The sequence below is a fragment of the Azospirillum sp. FG154 genome (genome assembly GCF_057809575.1).
Window position 1 is genome coordinate 16,586 of the sequence record NZ_JBMDKF010000002.1, and the last position, 19,913, is coordinate 36,498.

Here is a 19,913-nt window from a genome sequence, read left to right on the forward strand (position 1 = left end):
CCACAGCTTTGCTGAACATTGCGTTGGATCATCATCGCGCCGGTCGTTTGGCCGACGCGATGGCGGGTTATGATCGGCTGTTGGCGTTGTCGCCGGATCATTTTGACGCTCTTCATCTGTCTGGTTTCCTTGCTCATCAAGCCGGGCGTTCGTTGGACGGGTTGCGGCGAATTCACCGCGCGATCCTCGTTCACCCGGTTTTTCCCGAAGCGTTCAACAGTCTTGGCAGCGCGCTGGCCGATCTTGGCCGAAACGCTGAGGCGGAAGCGGCGTTCGCCCAAGCCATCAAACAACGGGATGACTACGCCGAAGCTCACGGCAATCTCGGCACTGTTTTTCAAGCCATGGGCCGGATGACGGAGGCGGAGGAGGCTTACGGGCGGGCGTTGGCTTTTGCTCCCCATCACGTCAACAGCGCGTTTAATTTGGGGATCTTGTATCGGCAAACCGGGCGGATCGCGCAGGCGGCGCATCGTTTTTACGATCTTGTGACGGCCCATCCGCAGCATGCTGGAGGCTGGCGCAATCTGGCGCTGTGTCTGCGTGGATTGGAACATCCAGATGCGGAAGCCTGTCTGGTTCGCGCGTTGCAAGATTTTCCCAAGGACGCTGAACTGTCCGCTGAATTGGGACATGTGTTGCTTGGGCAGGGGCGTCTTGTGGAGGCCGTCGCGGTTCTGGAGCCTGCGGCGTTCGCCGCCCCTGGCTCGGCGATCCTGCATTTTGCTCTCGCCGCCGCGTTTCAGGGGCAAAATCGCCTTTCCGACGCGGTGGACCATTACCGTATCGCCCTGGGCTGCGATCCGACGTTGACGGGAGCGTGGAACAATCTGGGCGTTGCGTTGCTGGATCTGGGCCGACGCAACGAAGCCTTGCCAATTTTGCGCGTCGCTGTGGCGTGGCAACCCGACGACGCTTTGGTTTTGAACAACGCGGGAACGCTTCTGGACGGATTGCAGCGTCTGGACGAGGCCGCCATTCTCTACACCCGCGCTTTGCGGTTGCGGCCAGATTACGGGAAGGCGCTGAACAATCTGGGGGGAGTTTTCAAAGCGTGGAAATGGCTGGATCGCGCTGAAGCTTTGCGGCGTGTGGCGATTGCCGCGCAACCGGACCATGCGGAGGCTTACGCCAACCTCGCGTCAGTTTTTGAAGAACGCGACAACATGGGCGAGGCGGAGCGGTTGTGTCGGCGTGGATTGCGGCTGAACCCGACCAATCCAGACGCCTTGACCGGCTATGGCCTAGTTCTGCAAGTGCAAGGCAAGGTGGCCGAGGCCGAGGCGGCGCATCGCAAAGCCTTGTCCATCGACAATCAACATGCCGAGGCGCGGGCCAACCTCGGGATGCTCTTTTGGCAGTGCTTCAACAATGCGAGCGAAGCCGAATCCCACCTGTCATACGCCATTGATCGTGATCCAACCCTTGGCCCGGCGCATTTGAATCGGGGAATCATCCGTTTGACGCAGGGGCGGTTGACCGAAGGTTGGGAGGATTATCAATGGCGATTTCGGGCAAAAGGCTATGAGGACCGCCGAATTTCGGCGCCGCGTTGGCAGGGAGAAATGCTGGCGGGGCAGCGTCTTCTGGTATGGCCCGAGCAGGGGGTGGGGGATGAAATCCTCTTTTCCTCTTGTTGGCCGGACCTGATTGAGCGGGTCGGCCATTTGGTGATCGAATGCGATCATCGGCTGGTTTCGTTGTTTGCGCGTTCCTTTCCCCAGGCGACGGTTCGGGCGCGGTCGGTCGGATCGGATGGGCAGGAACGGATCACCCCGTCTGGGGTCGACGCCCAAATCCCAGCGGGCGACGTGCCGCGATTGCTGCGTCAAGATCTGACGCCCTTTGTGGCGAGTCGTCCTTGGCTGATCCCGGATCCGCAACGTGTCGCGCTGTGGCGCGACCGTGTGGCGGCTCTGGGGAACGGGGTGAAGGTCGGCATTGCTTGGCGCAGCCAAATGATGACCACGGATCGGCGCGCGGCCTACACCCGTTTGGATCAATGGGGGGCAATCTTCGCCATTCCCGGTCTGATCTTCGTCAATGTCCAGTACGGCGATTGCGCCGAAGAGTTGGACGCGGTCGAGCGTCGATTTGGCGTGCGCATCCATCGTTGGGATGATCTCAATCTGAAGGATGACTTTGACGGCGCCGCCGCGTTGACCGTCAACCTTGATCTGGTCATCTCTCCGGCCATGTCCGCTGGGGAATTGGCCGGAGCTTTGGGCACGCCGGTTTGGCGCTTCGGCGGGCGGGATTGGACCCAATTGGGAACAGCCGTGCGTCCCTGGTTTCCAACCATGCGACTGTTTCAACCGGGACCTGGGGAAGGGGTGGACGCGACGCTCACGCGCATGGCCCTTGCCTTGCGGCAGGTCCAGGTTGAATCCGCCAAACCAAGCGCGGTGAACGTTCAGGCCATTGACGAGGCGGTGGGCGACGCCATCGCGGCGTATCGTTTGGGGGATGTGGCGGGCGCCGACGCCCGGGTCTCGGCGATTCTGGCCAAGGCCCCCAACCATGGGGTCGCGCTGCATCTGGCCGGCGTGCTTGCGGCTCGTCTCGGGGACGACGTGGCGGCGGAAGCCCGCTTCGCTCTTGCGGTTCGGTCCAATCCACTGAACGCGGCGGCCCATGCGGGGCGGGCCGAAGCGTTGCAGCGGCTTGGGATGGACATGGCGGCTCTTGCCGCTTTGCGGGCGGCGGTGATGGCGCAGCCGGACGTGGGGGAGCATCTGGTCAATTTGACCGCCCTTCTTCGCCGGTTGGGGCTGCATGACGCGGCTTTGAGCGCGGTTCGCCGGGCCATCCGGTTGCGCCCGGACCTGATGTTGGCCCACACGCATCTTGGGTCTTTGACCGATGATCCCCGCCATGCTCTGTTGTGTCATCGGCGAGCCGTGGCGTTGGTTCCAGGGCATGGCGACGCGTTGAACAATCTGGGTGGGGCGCTGTACGGGATTGACCGGTTTGGCGAGGCCGAGCGGGTGCTGGGTTGGGCGATTCGGATCCTGCCGACGATGGCCGTCGCCTGGACGGGGCGGGGCAACGCGCTTGACGCGCTTGGCCGTGTTGGCGAGGCGGCGCGCTGCCATCGGATCGCCATGGCCAGTCAACCGGATTTGGCCGAGGCGCACGCCAATCTGGCTTTTCATTGTCAGCGGCTGAGCCAACGGGATGCGGCGCTGGCGGCCTATCGTCGCGCCTTGCTGTCGGATCCCCGGCATGGGCAAGCCCACTACAACCGGGGTCTGCTGCTTCTGGAGAAAGGCGACCTGCGGCAAGGTTGGGCGGAGCATGAATGGCGCTTCGCCACGCCGCAACAGCGTCACCAGCGCCGTCGGCTGACGGCGCGTGTCTGGAGGGGGGAGAACATCGCGCAGGCCCGACTCTTGGTCTGGCGGGAGCAGGGGGTCGGCGATGAAATCCTGTTCTCCTCCTGTTACGGCGAGCTTGCGAAGCGGGCCGGGCGTTTGGTGATTGAGTGTGACCGTCGCCTGACGCCCTTGTTCGCCCGTTCGTTCCCAACGGCCACCGTGCGCGCGGAAACCATCGAGCCGCGTGATGTGGATGTGCAGATCGCGGCGGGCAGCGCGCCCCGTCTGCTGCGCGCAGACCTGAAACGCTTTCCCATCGCCTCCTCCTGGTTGACGCCGGATCCGAAGCGGGTGGCGGTTTGGCGGGATCGACTGGAGGCTTTGGGGCCTGGTTTGAAGATCGGCATCGGCTGGCGCAGCCAGATCGTCACCGCCCAGCGGCAGGGCGCCTACACCGCGCTGGACCAGTGGGGCGCCATCTTCGCCATACCCGGAATCACATTCGTCAACCTGCAATATGGCGAATGCGCCGATGAGATTCAGGCCGCCGAACGCCGGTTCGGGGTGACGATTCACCGCTGGTCCGATCTTGATCTGAAGGATGATTTTGACGGCGTCGCCGCTTTGATGGTCAATCTTGATCTGGTTCTGTCACCGGCGATGTCGGCGGGGGAATTGGCCGGGGCGCTGGGTGCGCCGGTCTGGCGCTTCTGTGGTCCGGATTGGACCCAACTGGGCAGCGCCGCGCGTCCATGGTTTCCCACCATGCGGGTCTTCCATCCCAGGCCTGGCGCGGATTTGACCGACGCGCTCAACCAGATTGCTGGAGCGTTGCGGGGATTGCTCCAGCCCATCGCCAGCCCTCCGTCGGGCGACGACCTGGACGATCTGCTGCGGCAGGCGGTGGACGCTCATCGGATCGGCGCCTCTGAAGAGGCCGCCAGCCTTTATGAGCGCGTGCTTGACCGTGATTCGGCCAACATCGTCGCGCTGCACCTGTCTGGACTGCTGGCGCATCAAATGGGCGAGTCGGCGCGAGGGGAGGCGCGGATCGCCGCCGCTGTCGCGGCGATGCCTGAATATGCGGCGGCGCGGGTCAGTTTGGGAATGGCGCGTCTGGCGTTGGGAGGCGTCGGCGACGCCATAGCCTGTTTCCGCAAGGCTTTGGCCATGCAGCCGGACGATGCGGCGGCCTTGAGCAACCTCGGCAACGCGTTGGCGGCGATGAACGCCCTGCATTTGTCGGAAATGGCGCACCGCCGCGCCGTGTTCGTCAATCCATCAGTGCCGGAGGCGCATGACAATCACGGCGTTGTGTTGGCGCGGCTTGGTCGTTTGGCCGAAGCGTGGCAGGCCCATCGGCAGGCGTTGCGGCTCGCCCCCGCTCTGGTGTCCGGCTGGGTCAATCGGTCGATTGTCGGTCGACGGTTGGCGCGGCATGACCTGGCGGATCGGGCTGGACAAGCAGCGTTGACGTTGCAGCCCGCCTTGGCCGACGCCATGGCCAACCGGGGGCGGTTCTTGCGGGAGCAAGGGCAGTTTGGCGCGGCCTTGCGTTGGTGCGACCGGGCTTTGGCTGTGCAGCCGGGATCGCCCTCCGCCGCCTTCAACGGCGGGATTTTGCGGTTGGCGGCGGGCGTCTTGAACGCCGGGTGGTTGGGTTATGACCAACGTTTCGAGGCCGACGCGCTCAGCGGCGCCGCTCGCCGCCCCGGCGTGCCGGTCTGGCGGGGAGAGGCTTTGGCCGAACGGCGAATTTTGGTGTGGGGAGAGCAGGGGATTGGCGACGAGGTGATGTTCGCCAATTGTTTGCCGTCCCTGATCGCGGAGGCCAAGCATGTCACGCTGGAATGCGACCCTCGTTTTCGGACGCTGTTTGCCCGCTCCTTCCCGAACGCAACGGTGATTCCGACGCCGGGGAGTGTTGACCAGAGGGTCGAGGGCGTTGATTGCCATGCCGCTGTTGGTTCCCTGCCTCGGTATCTGCGGCGCAATTTGGGCGATTTTCCCCCCTCTCCGGCCTTTTTGCGGGCCGATGACTCGGCGGTCGCCCGGTGGCGTCAACGCTTGGCGGCCTTGGGGAGTGGGCTTTTGGTCGGCGTGGCGTGGCGCAGTTCCCAGTTGGACGCGGAACGCATGCCGGATTACACGCGGCTTGAGGATTGGGCGGCGGTGTTCGCCGTTCCTGGCGTCACCTTCATCAATCTTCAGTACGGCGATTGCGTGGCGGAGTTGGAGTCGGCGGGGCGGAGTCTGTCCCGCGCGCCTCATGTCTTGGCCGGTCTGAATTTGAAAGACGATCTTGATGAATCGGCGGCCTTGATGACGGCCTTGGATTTGGTGATCGCTCCGGCGATTTCGACGGGGGAGTTGGCCGGGGCGGTGGGAACGCCGGTTTGGCGGATTGCCCGTGACGGGGATTGGACCACGCTTGGCGCCGCTGTGCGCCCGTGGTTTCCAGCGATGCGGGTCTTCCGTTGCGCGCCGGGGCAAACGGTGGCGGATCAGTTGCCGTTGGTCGCCGCCGCCCTGCGGCGGTTGGCGAAAATGGCGTAAAAAAGCCGGGGGAACGGCTGTTCCACCCGGCCTTTTGTCTGCGTCAATATGTTGGTTGGGGGAATCAGTTCAAGTTGCTGGTTTTCGTCAGGCGATCCATCTCTTCCTTGACGTGCAACTTTTCAAGTTTAAGGCGCTTCACCGCGCTCTCGTCCGGCCAGGATCGCTTTTCCTCTTCGAGGATCGCACGATCAAGGCGCAGGTGCTTCTCTTGCAGGGAATTAACACGAGCATCGGTGTGCATGAGTCTGCTCTCCGTCTGGTCGAATCGGCTCTTGCTGGAATGTGGCAGGCCGATGACACCAGTGTTGACCGTTCCCATTCATCAGACAACCCCAATCTTTCAGGGGATGGCGTCAATCCATGCGAAAAACCGCTTCAATCGCACGGGCGTATGATGTTGCGTCGCACAAAGGTGAGGACCCTATCTGTTCGGCCAACCCCATCCGAATGTTGGAAAGAGTCTTGTGATCTTCAGCCAGGGTCTTCGCCAGAAGGACATATTCCTCTTCACTGGACGCCACCCATTCGGGACGACCCAGGCTGTGCAGCAACGATGCGGTCATCCGTCCGATGAAACGCTCTCCCGCCAACGTCACCACAGGAACCCCCATGGTCAGGGCGTCAAAGCTGGTCAGGCAACCGCCATAGGGGAAGGGATCAAGGGCGATGTCCACGCCCTCATGGTAGCGCAGATGCTCTTCATGGCTGGCGGCGGGCGGCAGCAGGATCAGGCGATCGCCGCCAACGCCGTGCTGGGCGAAGGCCTCGGTCATACGCGTGCGGCCCTGCGGATCCGCCAACCCGGCGCCGCGTGATTTCAGCATCAACCGGGATCCGGGCACGGCGTGCAGAATGCGTGACCAGAGCGCCACCACGCGATGGTTGATTTTGGCGTCGAGATTGAACGAGCCAAAGGTGATGACGCCGTTCCAGCCGCAGGGCGGCGGCATCAGGGGGAACTTGCGCCCCGGCGGTTTGAACAGGAAGAAATGGGGCAGGCGGATCAGGCGTTCGTTGAAGGTCTCGGTGCTGTCCGTCGGGTGCAGAACCGGATCGGTCAACCAAAGATCCATGGCGTCCACCCCGCTGGAGGTCATGCCATGGAAGCTGACCTGGCGCGGCGCCGGGCGTCGGGTGAACAGGCCCATGCGTTGTCCGCTGGTGTGACCGATCAGGCAGACCAGAACATCAATGCCGTCGGCGCGGATTTGATCGGCCAGCGCGTCGTCGTCCATTCCCCGCGTGTCGCGCCACCCGTCGGCCATGCTTCGCATCTCAGCCAAGGCCGGGGCGTCGAACGGCACGTCGCCATAGATCACCGGAACCACCGCCGCCCGGTCATGCGCGTGCAGCAACGGGGCGATCTGGTCCAGCAGCCGGTTGCCGGGGTGCAGATAGTTTGACACATAGCCGACCAATAGCGGGCGGCCATGGATGGCGGGGCAGGGCGGCGTGGGCGGGGACGTGATGGACCGGCCAAACCGATCCCTCCACGCCGTCACCTCGTCGGCCAGCATCGGATTGGTCAGGTCGGGCAGCAGCAGCGCCGTGACCAGACGGGCGCTGTGTATCCATGGGGCGTCGCTGATGCGGCTGGCGATGCGCAAACCAACCATGGAGTCGGCAATCTGACCCAGATTTTTGGCGGCGAGGGCGCCGTTGTAATGCCCGCCCAGCGCCGCCGGATCCAGCGCGACCACCCGACGATAGGCCTTGAACGCCTCGTCAAATTGGCCAAGCTCAAACAGGGTGAGAGCCAGGGCGTCTTGCGCGTCGAAATCCAGCGGCGCCAGGGCCACGGCGCGAATCAACGCCTTCGCCGCGTCGTCCAGACGCTGAGCGGCCCGGTGGGCCAACCCGAATTCGAGCAGGGTGGCCGCCAGATCGCGCCGGGCTTCGGATTGGTCGGGGCGCAGGGCGGCGAGCCAGCCAAACTGGCGGATCGCTTGCTCTTGCTTCCCTTGGCTGCGCGTGATGACGGCAAGATTGTGCAACGCGTCGCCATGGTCGGGCCGCAGGGCCAGCGCTTGCCGGTACCAACGCGCCGCGCCATCGGCGTCGTTCAAGCGGTGGAGCAGCGAGGCCAGCCGCGCCGCCGTCGCCGCCGACAGGGGATCCCGGCGCGCCGCTTCTCGGAGCGGCTCCACGGCGCGTTCCGGCTGCCCGGCGCCGTCCAGCGTCACGCCCCAATGATAGAACAGGGCGGCTCCGCCGCCGCTGCGCGCCGCGCGACCGAAGCCACGCGCGGCGGCGGCGTTGTCGCCGCGCTCCCGTTCGGCGTGGCCCAACCCTTCCTGGGCGTCGACCAAAGCCGGAGACAGGGCTATGGCCTGGCGGAAGCGGGTCAGAGCGTCGGCTGGGCGGCCAAGCGCCCGCAACACCTTGCCATGGTTGACCTGCGGATCCGCCGCCAGCGGGTTGGCGTGGACGGCGCGTCCCAGAAGTGCGTCGGCTTCCTGCAACCGGCCCAATTGGGCGATCAGCAGGCCGCACAAATGCAAAGCCTGCGGGTTGTCGGCGTCGGCCTCAAGAATCCGCCGGTAAAGCTCCTCAGCCTCGGCGAAGCGCCCCGTCTGGTGCAGATCAAGGGCGATGGTTAGGGCCTCGGCAATCGTCGCCATCAGAGAGCGCCTTGTGAAACGCCAAAAGCGGCGAGGGTGCGGATTGCGGTCGTCGCGGCGTCAGCCATGCTTTCACCGGGGTAAGGCTGAACAAGGCGCATCGACGGGAACCATGGGCGAACCGCCGTTCCCAACCACGTCCAATCCTTCCCTCCCAGCCGCCAGACCGGAACGCCCAACGCGCCCGCCAGCTCGCCAACCGCCATAGCTGGGGAAATCACCAAATCCAGGTTGCTCATCAGAGCCGCCACCCCTTCAAAATCATCCTTCAGATTCAGGTCTTCCCATTGACGCATGCGCCGCCCGCCGCGCTCCAGGGCGGTCAGTTCCGCTGCGCAATCGCCATATTGCAGATTGACGACGGCGACGCCCGGCAGGTCGAACAGGGGCCACCAATCTTCAAGCGCGGTGTAGGCGCCCTGACGTTGCGCGGTGATGATCTGACTGCGCCAGCCAAGGCCAATCTTCAGGCCATCCCCCAGGGCCGCCACACGTTCGCGCCAGAACGCCACGCGCGCCGGGTCGGCGACCAGATAGGCGGAGCGCTGGGGAAAGACGGCGACGCTCGCGCGGCACAGGGCGGGCAATCCGCCAGCGGGGGCTTGCAAATCGCAATCCGGGGGAACTACGGTTTCTTTGCCCGTGGGATCAATCGTTTCCGCCCGAACGGCGGCCCAAGGAAAAGACCGCGTGAACAGGCTGGTCAAGCGCCGGTCGCATTCAATGGTGACGGGACCGTCCAGGCCCTTCAGCGCCTCGAAGCAGGAGGCGAAGAGAATTTCGTCGCCGACCCCTTGTTCGCTCCAGACGAGAAGGCGGCGCCCGTCAAGCGCTTCGCCGCCCCACTCTGGGCGGGGAATGCGGCGCGCGCGCTGCAATTGGCGCGCGGAAAAGCGCTGTCCATAACCGGCCCAGCCGGTGGACAGATCGCCGTCCGCCAAGGCCAGCAATCCACGATTCCAGGCGGCCAGGGCAAAATTCGGATCCAGCCGCAAGGCGCGTTCCAGATAGGGGCGCGTCTGCGCCAGATCCCCGGTCAGCGTCGCCATGGTGGCAAGATTGTTGTGGGCGTCGGGGGCGTCGGGCCGCAAGGCCACCGCACGGCGATAGTGGCGAATGGCGTCGGCAAACCGCCCGTCCAACTCGCAGGCATGGCCAAGATTGGTGTGCGCGGCGGGGGCGTCCGCCATCAGCCGGATGGAGCGTTGATGAAGGGTTCGAGCCTCCGCCAATTTCTTGCCGTTCTGCCGGCGCAAACCCAGATGCGTCAGCGCCTCGGGAAAATCCGGGCGCAGGGCCAGGGCGCGGGTGAAGGCGTGTTCGGCGGCGTGGCGCGCGCCCTCGGTCTCATAGACCAGCCCCAGATGATTCCAGGCGGTTGGAAACTCCGCGACCACCCGCAAAGCCGCCCGCATCAGCCGTTCGGCCTGTGCAGAACGCCCGGATTGGTGGTCAATCAGACCAAGAAGATGCAGGGCGTCGGCGTGATCGGGTTCAACAGCCAGAACGGTCCGGTATGAGGATCGGGCGTCTTCCATCCGCCCATGGCGGTGGTGGGCGATGGCCGTGGACAGCAGGCTTTCAGACGAGATGGACAAGGCGCGAATTGCCTGTGGCTTCGTTCCTGCCATCTGGCACAGCGTCCGCGCCATGGTCAAAAGCGTCGCCTCCAACCCCTCGCCCGGTCGGGGTTGGAACAAGCGCATCGATGGAAACCAGGGGCGCGTGTCGGTTCCCAATTGGGTCCAGTCCCGTCCGCCAAATCGCCAGACCGGAACCCCCAACGCGCCCGCCAGTTCACCCGCCGACATGGCGGGCGAAATCACCAGATCCAGATTGGCCGTCAGCGCGGCGGCGGCGTCAAAGTCATCCTTCAGATCAAGATCGGCCCAGCGGTGGATGCGCACGCCAAAACGTCGCTCCGCCTGGGCGATTTCATCGGCGCAGTCGTCGTATTGCAGATTGACGAAGACAACCCCCGGCACGGCGAACAGGGCGCCCCACTGATCGAGGCGGGTGTAGGCGCCGCGCCGCTCTTCCGTCATCAACTGGCTGCGCCAACCGACGCCGATTTTCAGACCCGGCCCCAGCGCGTCCAACCGACGGCGCCAATGACGGACCTTCTCCGGGTCGGGGACCAGCCAGGGGGCCTGTCCATCAAAGGCGGCAAGGGCGCCGCGCAACGGATGGGGCAGGCTGCCCGCCGGAACTTGCAGGTCGCAATCGGGCGGAAGAATGGTTTCGCGCGCGTCCGCCGTGCAGCTTTCCGCCCGAACAGTCGCCTGGGGAAAGGAGCGGGCGAACAACGGAACCAACCGGCGATCACACTCAATCGTCACTTTGCCGCCGCTCCAGGCCAGCAAATCCGGGTAGCAGGAGGCGAAGAGGATTTCATCGCCAACCCCCTGCTCCCGCCACACCAGAAGACGACGGCCCCGCAACACTTCGCCGGTCCACAAGGGAGCGTCGATGCGTCGGTTGGGGCGGACCTCGCCAGCGGCGAACCGGCGCTCGTACCCAGCCCAGCCACGGGCCAGATCGCCATGCAGCAGGGCGAGGAGGGACAGGTTGTAGGCGGCGGTGGCCAGATCGGGTTCTTGCGCCAGCGCCTCTTCAAAGCAGGCTTCGGCGTCCTTGTAACGTCCTTGCGCTTGCAGAGCGTTGCCAAGGTTGTAGCGGGCTTCGACAAAATCGGGATGAAGGTCCAGCGCTTGCCGGTGGCAGAGTTCCGCCTGATCGGGGCGGCCAAGCCGTCGCAGCACGGTGCCCAGATTGTTCAGGGCGGGGGCATGACGGGGATGTCGCTTCAACGCTTCCCGATAGGCGATCTCAGCCCCCTCGTTGGCTCCCTGCTGTTGCAAAATCGCGCCAAGATTGTAATGAGCCATGGCGTCTTGCGGGCGTTGGGCGACGACGATCCGATGCTGAACCACCGCCTCTTTCAGGCGTCCGGCCAAGGCCAGGGCGTCGCCCAGATTGTTGTGCGCCTCGGCCATGCCGGGAGTCAGGCGGACCGCATGCGACAGGGCGGCGATGGCCGACGCGAGTCGGTCCAGAACGCGTTCGCTGTTCCCCAGATTGTACCAGGCCTTGGCGTAATCCGGACGCAGCGCCAGCGCCGAGGCGAAAGCGCGCTGCGCCAGATCATGACGACCCAGCGCGGCCAGCGCGTTGCCCAGATTGTGGCGGCGTTGCGGGCCATCGGGATTCAGCAGAACCGCGTTGCGGTGCGCCGCGACGGCGTCGCCGTGGCGATTCTTGGCGACCAGTGCGCTGCCCAGATTGTCCCAATAATCGGCGACGCCCCGATTTTCGGCGATGGCGCGTTCGATCAAGTCGATGGCGGCGTCTGGATGGCCGGTTTGCAGCGACAGGACACCCAAAAGGTGCAAAGCGTCCGGGTGTTTCGCATCAGCGGCCAGCACGGCCCGATAGCCGTGTTCGGCCTCGGTGAAGCGTCCCGCCTGATGATGGGCCAGCGCCTGCGCCAGACTGTTGGTGTCCATGATCCCTTTTGCCCTTTCCGGCCCAGCCCTGCCAAAGGGAGTGCCATGATCGGGCGTTCAAGGTAAAGATGCCATTGATTTTGTTCCGCCGTTCGCAGGAGACGTCATCATGGCCGCATCCCGTTTGGCCGTGCGCGCGAAAGCCGCCGTTCCCGTGGCGGCGCGCCTGTGCCAACAGGCCGACGCCTTGGCCGCCGCTGGTCGGGCGGAGGAGGCGGACGCCGTCTATCGGGCGGCGTTGGCCGCCGATCCTGCCTTGGCGGGCGCGCACAACAACCATGGCAACGTCCTGCGCGCGCTGGGGCGACCGGAAGAGGCGGCCACGGCTTACCGTGCGGCGCTGGCCTGCGGGCTGGACCTCGCCCTGGTCCATTACAACCTCGCCGCCGTTTTGCGGCAAACCGGACAGACGATCGAAGCGGCGCGGGCCTATCATCGGGCGTTGGTCATGCAACCGGATTACGCCGAAGCCTGGAACAACCAAGCCAACCTTCTGCGTGACGAGGAACGGTTGACGGAGGCCGCCATCAGCTACCGGCGAGCGTTGGCGGCGCGCCCGGATTGGACCGACGGTCACGACAACTTCGCCACCGCGCTCTATCTGTTGCACGAACGTGGAGACACCGCGACGGCGGCGCGATTGGCGCGTGATTGGCGGCGCGACCACCCGGACAACCCGATGGCGCGGCACATTGGTTCCGCCATCGTTGGCGATTCAGCGGAAGATCGGGCGTCGGACGCCTATGTCCGGCAAACCTTCGACCTGTTCGCCAGCGAATTCGACAGCAAGCTGGCCGAACTCGGCTATCGGGCGCCGGACCTGTTGGCCGAGGCCGTCGTGAAGAGCGGCCCGCCGCCGCGCGGCGATTTGGCGGTGCTCGACGCCGGTTGCGGCACGGGGCTGTGCGGGGCGGCCTTGCGGCCCTACGCCCGCCGTTTGAGCGGAGTCGATCTGTCGGGGGGCATGCTCGCCCACGCCCACGCCCGTGCGATCTATGACACGTTGGACGAAGCGGAGCTGGTCGCGCATCTGGCCGCGCGCCCGTCCTCCTTCGACCTGATCGTGGCGGCGGACGTCCTGTGCTATTTCGGGGAATTGGGCGATGTTTTCGCTCGGGCCTGCGTGGCGTTGCGCCCGAGCGGGCGGCTGGTCTTTTCCGTGGAACGGCTTGCCGACGAGGCGACCGCCAACCCTTATCAGGTTGCGACCCATGGCCGCTACGCGCACCGGGAAGCCTATGTGCGCGACGCCCTGTCCGCCTCGGGACTGGCGTTGATGGCGATGACGCAGGAAACATTGCGGTTCGAGAGCGGAGAACCCGTGGTCGGAATGGTGGTGGTCGCCGTCAGGCCGTGACCGCAGCGTCCGGCGCGCCTTCGGGCGCGACCCGTGATCCAATCCGGTCAGGCAAAGGGCCATTCGGGCCATCCGGGAACGGAACGCCATGGCGCTGGTGCGTTCGGTCGTGAATCAAAGCGCGGTTGCGGACCAGGGGCCAAACGAAGCGTCGCAAAAACCGCTGGTCTTGCCAACGGTCCACGTCCGTGCGGGCGAATCGTTCGGCCAGCCCCAACAGCTCCGGCAGCAACCCGGCCATTCCCCCCCACATTCCGGCCAGAATCAATTCCGTGTGCAGAATGTGATCGCGCATGATGTGGAAGGGGCGGCCTGAGTCGATCCAGGCGTCGACCGCCAGCTTTTCCTTCATCGACAGGCGGGAATCGCAATCACGGCAAAGAAAGCGGGCCACGGTTGGATCGTCCGAGACGGAGAAGCGCCAATAGAGACCAAGGAGGGGACCGCTGCCCGGCGCCATCGCGACCAGAACGGCTCCGGCCTCCGTCAAGGCCGACAAGGTTTCGGGGGGCGCCGAATCGTCGTGATAAACCCGGCACTCCCAACCTGGGAACAAGGTTTTCGTCAAACGCGCGTTGGCCACCGCCCCCTGTGTGTAGATCTCATGATCGCCCCACAGGCTGAAGGCGATGACGTTGCGGGTTCGCTGCGCCGCGCCCCGTGGAGCGGTCGGAAGAGACGGTTGCGCCGGAGCATGGGCGAGCGCCAGACGGTCTTTCAGATCAAGCAGCGCGCCTGCCCATTCGTTCGCCTCATCCTCCTGATCCAACGCGTACAGCGTGATAATCAGGTTCTCCAGCGCGTCCATGTTGGTCGGATCGATGCGAACCGCGTGCGACAGCGCGGCGCCAGCCGTTTCCAACCGGTCAATTTTTCCCAGGGCGATGCCGAGATTAAAGACCGCTGATTGAAAGTCAGGAACCAAGGCGACCGCCCGCTTGTAAGCGCTCAAGGAATCTTGGCGCAAGCCAGCGGCGTACAGCGCGTTGCCAAGCAGAAAGGCGATGTCGGCGTTGAAGGGCGCAAGTTCCGCCGCGCGGGTCAGGCACGGCAAGGCGGCCAGAGACTGCCCGGCTTCGATCAACAGCCGACCGCGTTCATGCAGCAAAAGAACGAGCCGCTCCGGGGCGACGGACAGAGTTGGAGCCGCGCGAGTCGCGCGTTCCAGCGCCGCGATGGCGCCGTCCCCATCGCCATCCTCGCGGCGGAGCGTGGCGGAATCAACCCATGCCTCAGCAAAATCGGGGCGGAGGGCGATGGCGCGCTCATGGGCCGCCAAAGCCTCCCGGCGGCGCTTTAGACCGCTCAGGATGGTGGCGTGGTTGGCGTGGATGTCTGCGGCGTCAGGCCGCAGACCCAACGCTCGGACAATCAGGGGCAGGCCCAACTCTCCCTGGCCGATCTGACCAGCCAACACGCCCAGAAAATGCAACGCGTCGGGGTGATCCGGGTCCACGTCAAGGATGCGCGTGTAAAGATCCTGCGCCTCTCCCAATCGTCCGGAAAGATGCAGATCAAGAGCGATTGTAAGGGCTTCGGTGATGGTGGCCATGACCGATAGCCTTAGGCAGGTGAGGCTCGACGCGCAAGCTTTTCTGAAAATTTTCTGTGTTTTCAAGGCAAAATCCGGGACATGTCCGCAATACGGGCGGTTTCCCCGAAGGTGCAATTCTGAATAAGTATGAACAAAGTCTTTACTTTGTACGGCATTCTATGTATCTTGATTCTCAGGTGTTTCCAACACATGGAATTGCTGGTCATGAATGTGGGATCATCCACGTCAGCGGCGTTGCGTCCGCTTCCTTTCATGACGGCCCGCAGCGGTGAAACCGTTGAAAAGGGGGCCGCAAGCCCGATTCCATCTTCGCAGGACACCACCGATCCCCTGGTGAACCGCTTTCCGTCGATCGCCTTCTCCTACGACGTCGACGCGTCTCGTTTGGTGATGCAATACCGTGATCCGGCAAACGGAAAGACGGTCTCGCAAATCCCCACCGAAGCGGCGCTGAAGCAGTACAAGGAAGCGCAGCAGCAGGAAAAAGACGCGGCGCGGGCCGCCGCCTTTGAGGTGACGGTGGGCGGATCGGACAAAAAGGATCAAAGCGGGGGAACGGGTTCGGCACGGTCAAACGCCCCCTCTGGTCAGCCCGTGTCCACCGGCAACGCACAGAACGCTTCCACTGGCAGCTCCCATGTGGCACATTTCACGACAGCGGCGACGCATCCCGCTTCGGTCGGTTCGGGCGTCGCGCGCGTCAATGTGGTGATCTAGCCCCAGGTCGTGGGCTGTCAGCAGGCAGGTTGTCATGGCTTTCGATGTCACCTCGTCAACCGCAGGCGCCGCCGTCAGCCTGCGCCAAGCCCAAGGCCAGTATGATTTTGGCGTGAAGACGCTGAGCCAGGACAATCAGCAGCAGGCCGCCGCCGTGACCAGCCTGTTGCAAAGCGGGTCAAATGGCGGCGGAAACGTCACGCCGACGCGGGGCCAGAATCTCAACATCTCCGTGTAAGTCGGCGTCAAACGACGCTGTATCTTTTCCAACCCTTGCGCCATTATCGGCGTAAGCGACCCATCCGGTGTTTTCCTTGGTGGCCTTGGGGTCGCGTCCTTTTGCGTTCCCGGAGCCTCATACACCGATGCCCAACGCCGCCTTTTCTCTGATCGCCGCCGGACAAACGGATGTTGGTCGCGCCCGCGCCCGCAACGAAGACAGTTTTTCCATCGGAACGGCGGGTGAATTTGCGGTGGTCTGCGATGGCATGGGCGGTCACGCCGGGGGCGACATCGCCAGCCGCGCCGCCGTTGAGGTCATCATCGGCTTTTTGGAAGATTTCACGCCTTCCGCACCGCCAACGTCATCCGCGACAAATGATTCCGACAAGACTCTGGCGAACCCGGCGGACAATGATCCGACCGTGCGCAACGCCGCGTCCGTCGTCCGTTCGGCGGTGTTGCTGGCCAACCAACGGATCCACGCGCTGAACAAGCAGCGCGGCTTTGCCGAGGGGCGCGGCATGGGAACCACGGCTGTTGGGTGGTGGCGCATTCCGGGATCGCCCCAGATGGTGGTGTTTCACGCGGGCGACAGCCGACTGTACCGTTTGCGTGACGGTGAATTGCGCGCCCTGACCCGTGACCACAGCCTCTATCAGATGTGGCTCGACAATGGCGGGCGCGGCGTCGCGCCACAGCGCAACGTCATCCTGCGCGCGCTTGGCACCGGGGAAGAGGTCGAACCCGAGGTGGCGGTCCATTCCCTCCTCCCCGACGACGCGTTGCTGCTCTGTTCGGACGGCTTGAACGGCATGGTGTCCGACGCCGTGATCGCCCGGATCCTGCGGCAAGAAACCGTGCCTGAGCGCGCTTGCGCCGCGCTGGTGGAGGCCGCCAACGCGGCGGGCGGCCAGGACAACATCACCGTCGTCGTCGCCCGTTTCGCTGAAACCACCTGATCCGGCCTCAGGGCTGGGTGGTGATGAACAGCGCCACCGCGTGGGGTTGGGCGTCCATGGGCGCGCGTTGCTGCGCGTCGATGGCTTGCTTCAACGCCGACAGATAGGCGGAGGCTGGTTCGATCTCCGGTCGAGGCGCCGTAAACAGCGGGGCGGTCGACGCCATCGCCACAACCATTTCATGGCCAAAGGGTGGTCCGACGCTCCAAAATCGTCCGGAGCCGACCCGTTCGCCCAACCGTCGCGCGCCTGCGGCCTCCAATCCGGTGTCGGTGTCGGCTGGATTTGGCAACAGATGAACGACGTCGCCATCCGCCGTGTAATAATCAACCTGCAACAGCGCTTTGTATGGCGGCCCGGTGATGTCGAGAATCAAAGGATCGCCGTTGTGCAGCGGGGTGTCGGGACGAAGCGGGCGCGGGATCGGAGTCATCGTCATCGGGGCGGTTTGGTCGGCGTTCGCCATCAACGCTCCGGCCACCAAAGCCAAAGGCGCGCACAAGCTTTCGGGAGCGGTCGTCACGTTCAACCGAACATCCCGTCCCTCGGCGTTGAGGTCCAGGAGCGTTTGAACGGCGTTGCGGGCCGCCTCTCCGGCGGCGGTCCCGGAAACGACCAGACGACCGGCCTCCTCTTCAACCGTCACCGTCGCGCATGGGATGGACCGCAAAGCCATGTCAACGCTGGCCGCCGACGGGCGCGGCGCGGCGACCGGCGTTTCGGGCGCGTCCGGCTTTTCATCGGCAGGAGGCTGGGCGATGGACGGGGCTGGTTGTGGTGGAGCGGCCTCCGTGGGGCTTGGCTCCTTGGGCGGCTCCGGCGATGGGACGGAGGGGGGAGCCGATTCCGGCGGCGGGGCGTCCGACGGCGGTGGTTGGACCGCCAGCGACGCTGGAACCTCAGGCGCAGGCGCAGGCGCAGGCGCTGACGCTGAGGCGGTTATGGTGGGAACCGTCCGGCTCTTGGCGACTTTCCGTTGCCACACAAATCCTGCGAGCACCGCCAGACCAATCACCAGCAGCGCCGCAAGTGGCCGCCACGCCACCGGGGAACGGGTTGACGTGGCTTTGGTGGACGCCAATCCGGCCACGCCGTCGCGCAGCGCCGCGACGCTGGAAAATCCGGTGGGCGTCGCGTTCAGACGCGCCAACAGGGCGGCGACCGCTGGCCGCTCCCTATGAATGGCCAGCAACCATTTGGTCAAAGCCTTCGCCGCCCGCAGATCATCGGTCTGGGTCGCCTGCGAGGCGTGCAGCGCGGCCATGCCAAACCCGCTGACGCCAATGGTTCCATCGACGCGCAGCCAGATGACCGCCGGGCTGAGCGCCCCATGCGCCAGATCGTTTCGATGCGCGGCGGACAGCGCGTCCAGCACGGCGCTCAGGATGGCCAGCCGGTCCGCCCACCCCGTGATTTGGTCGACGACCCGGTCAAGACTGTTCCCGCTCACCGGTTCCGTGGCGATGAAGACGACGGACTCCGTCTCGCCAGAGGCGTAGAAAGGAACAATGTTCGGGTGCGTCAGCCGCGCCGCCGCGCCAGCTTCCCGACGGAAACGCGCCAAGCGCTCATCCTGGCCAACGAAATCGGACAGGGGAGCGCTGTGCAGCAGAATCGCGCGACCGTTGGTTGGGTCAACGCCACGATGCAACACAACGCCGCCGTCTTGAGCGATCCGATCAAGACGTTCGTATTTTCCCAGCTTTTGCGCTGCGGTCGCCATCGCCGGGGCGCTCCCAATCCATACCCTGTCCTTTCGGTATAGCCCCAGGCGAGGCGGAAGGCCAAGAGGGGGAAGAACCTTACGCTGCATGGCGCTCTCCGACGCCCGAAGAGCAGACATGCGGAATTGGTCGATGCGCGGCGATCAAACGGCTGCTTTGTTGCACATGACCATGCGAAGCGGAAATTCTTCATCAATTTCAAGGGTGAAGCCGATGATCCGCGCATCGGACTTTGTGGGAGATCAGAAGTGAAAAGACGCGCCTTTCTCACCTCCGCCGGCGTCGGCTTGGCGGCCAGCGGCGTCACCGCTCCGGCCATCGCCCAGACACAGCCGGACGTCCAATGGCGTCTGGCGTCGAGCTTTCCCAAAAGCACCGACATTCTGATGGGCACGTCGGAGATGATCGCCAAGCGCGTCGCCGAGGCCACCGACGGCAAGTTTCAGATCCGTGTTCACGCGGCGGGGGAGATCGTTCCTGGCCTCCAGGTGCTTGACGCGGTGCAGAACGGCACCGTTCATTGCGGCCACACCTGCGGTTACTACTATGTCGGCAAGGATCCGACCTTTGCCTTCGACACGGCGCTTCCCTTCGGCCCGAACGCCCGCCAGCAAAACGCCTGGCACCAGTATGGCGGCGGTCAGGAGCTGATGCGCAGCTTCTTCAGAAACTACAACGTCATCCAGTTTCCGGCGGGCAACACCGGCGCTCAGATGGGGGGCTGGTACCGCAAGGAAATCAAGTCGCTGGCGGATTTTTCCGGGCTGAAGATCCGCATCGCCGGGATCGCCGGACAGATCATGAGCAAGCTGGGGGCGACGCCGACGCAGATCGCGGGCAGCGACGTCTATCCGGCTTTGGAAAAGGGCACCATCGACGCGGTGGAGTTCGTCGGTCCGTACGACGATGAAAAGCTCGGCTTCTATCAGGTCGCCAAGCATTACTATTACCCAGGCTGGTGGGAAGGCGGACCGCAGGTTTCGCTTTACGTCAATCTGAAGGAATGGGAAGCTCTGCCCAAATCCTATCAGGCGATTCTGACGGCCGCCTGCGCCGAGGCGAACAGCGCGATGACCGCGCGTTACGACGCGGAAAACGCCAAAGCTCTCAAACGTCTGGTCAGCAAAGGCGCTCTGCTGCGCCCTTATCCGCGCGACCTGATGGAAGCCGCGCACAAGATCGCCTTCGAGCTGTACGACGAGATCGGCAAAACCAACCCAGCCTTTAAGACCGTCTATGACAGTTGGAAGCCGTTCCTGGACGAGGCGCAATTGTGGTTCCGCGTCGCCGAATTGCCCTATGACAATTTTGTCCAGTCCGCCGGGCGCTCGAAATAACCGCCAGAGGGCGGGGTGATTTGCGGTTCACCCCGCCGC

At 64.5% G+C, this 19,913-nt stretch carries 11 protein-coding genes; 6 read left to right on the plus strand and 5 right to left on the minus strand.

Annotation, left to right across the window (positions count from 1 at the left end):
* Positions 1-23: 23 nt before the first annotated feature.
* Positions 24-5,873, plus strand: a complete 5,850-nt coding sequence (locus tag ACODS4_RS02420) for a tetratricopeptide repeat protein (protein WP_488860361.1) — start codon at positions 24-26, stop codon at positions 5,871-5,873.
* A 64-nt stretch (positions 5,874-5,937) separates the two neighbouring features.
* Here ACODS4_RS02420 and ACODS4_RS02425 read toward each other — a convergent pair whose 3' ends face one another.
* From ACODS4_RS02425 to ACODS4_RS02435, 3 genes are all read right to left on the minus strand, one after another.
* A complete protein-coding gene (locus ACODS4_RS02425; RefSeq protein ID WP_488860363.1) occupies positions 5,938-6,117 on the minus strand; it encodes a YdcH family protein in 180 nt (59 codons plus the stop codon).
* Between the two features lie 112 nt (positions 6,118-6,229).
* Positions 6,230-8,497, minus strand: coding sequence for a tetratricopeptide repeat protein (locus ACODS4_RS02430; RefSeq protein WP_488860365.1), 2,268 nt, complete (start codon positions 8,495-8,497; stop codon positions 6,230-6,232).
* Positions 8,497-12,003: a tetratricopeptide repeat protein gene (locus ACODS4_RS02435; protein WP_488860367.1), complete on the minus strand. Its 3,507-nt coding sequence runs from the start codon at positions 12,001-12,003 to the stop codon at positions 8,497-8,499. Before ACODS4_RS02435 ends, ACODS4_RS02430 begins: the two co-directional genes overlap by 1 nt.
* Positions 12,004-12,112: 109 nt before the next feature.
* On the opposite strand from ACODS4_RS02435, the gene ACODS4_RS02440 reads away from it, so the two are divergent.
* A complete protein-coding gene (locus ACODS4_RS02440) occupies positions 12,113-13,360 on the plus strand; it encodes a class I SAM-dependent DNA methyltransferase (protein ID WP_488860369.1) in 1,248 nt (415 codons plus the stop codon).
* Here the strand turns inward: ACODS4_RS02440 and ACODS4_RS02445 are convergent.
* Positions 13,350-14,912: a tetratricopeptide repeat protein gene (locus ACODS4_RS02445; protein WP_488860371.1), complete on the minus strand. Its 1,563-nt coding sequence runs from the start codon at positions 14,910-14,912 to the stop codon at positions 13,350-13,352. The genes ACODS4_RS02440 and ACODS4_RS02445 overlap by 11 nt on opposite strands.
* 192 nt (positions 14,913-15,104) lie before the next feature.
* Between ACODS4_RS02445 and ACODS4_RS02450 the strand changes: the two genes are divergently transcribed.
* The 3 genes from ACODS4_RS02450 (at position 15,105) to ACODS4_RS02460 (ending at position 16,813) form a co-directional block, all read left to right on the plus strand.
* The gene (locus tag ACODS4_RS02450; RefSeq protein ID WP_488860373.1) at positions 15,105-15,632 is read left to right on the plus strand and encodes a hypothetical protein; all 528 of its coding nucleotides are present in this window, start codon (positions 15,105-15,107) and stop codon (positions 15,630-15,632) included.
* Positions 15,633-15,666: 34 nt separating this feature from the next.
* Positions 15,667-15,870 carry a hypothetical protein gene (locus ACODS4_RS02455; RefSeq protein ID WP_488860375.1) on the plus strand — a complete coding sequence of 68 codons (204 nt, stop codon included), beginning with the start codon at positions 15,667-15,669 and terminating at the stop codon, positions 15,868-15,870.
* A gap of 127 nt (positions 15,871-15,997) precedes the next feature.
* The gene (locus tag ACODS4_RS02460; RefSeq protein ID WP_488860377.1) at positions 15,998-16,813 is read left to right on the plus strand and encodes a PP2C family protein-serine/threonine phosphatase; all 816 of its coding nucleotides are present in this window, start codon (positions 15,998-16,000) and stop codon (positions 16,811-16,813) included.
* A 7-nt stretch (positions 16,814-16,820) separates the two neighbouring features.
* Here ACODS4_RS02460 and ACODS4_RS02465 read toward each other — a convergent pair whose 3' ends face one another.
* Entirely contained in the window at positions 16,821-18,536 is a 1,716-nt protein-coding gene (locus ACODS4_RS02465; protein WP_488860378.1) for a protein kinase domain-containing protein, read from the minus strand.
* A 249-nt stretch (positions 18,537-18,785) separates the two neighbouring features.
* On the opposite strand from ACODS4_RS02465, the gene ACODS4_RS02470 reads away from it, so the two are divergent.
* A complete protein-coding gene (locus ACODS4_RS02470) occupies positions 18,786-19,874 on the plus strand; it encodes a TRAP transporter substrate-binding protein (protein ID WP_488860380.1) in 1,089 nt (362 codons plus the stop codon).
* Positions 19,875-19,913 lie beyond the last annotated feature (39 nt).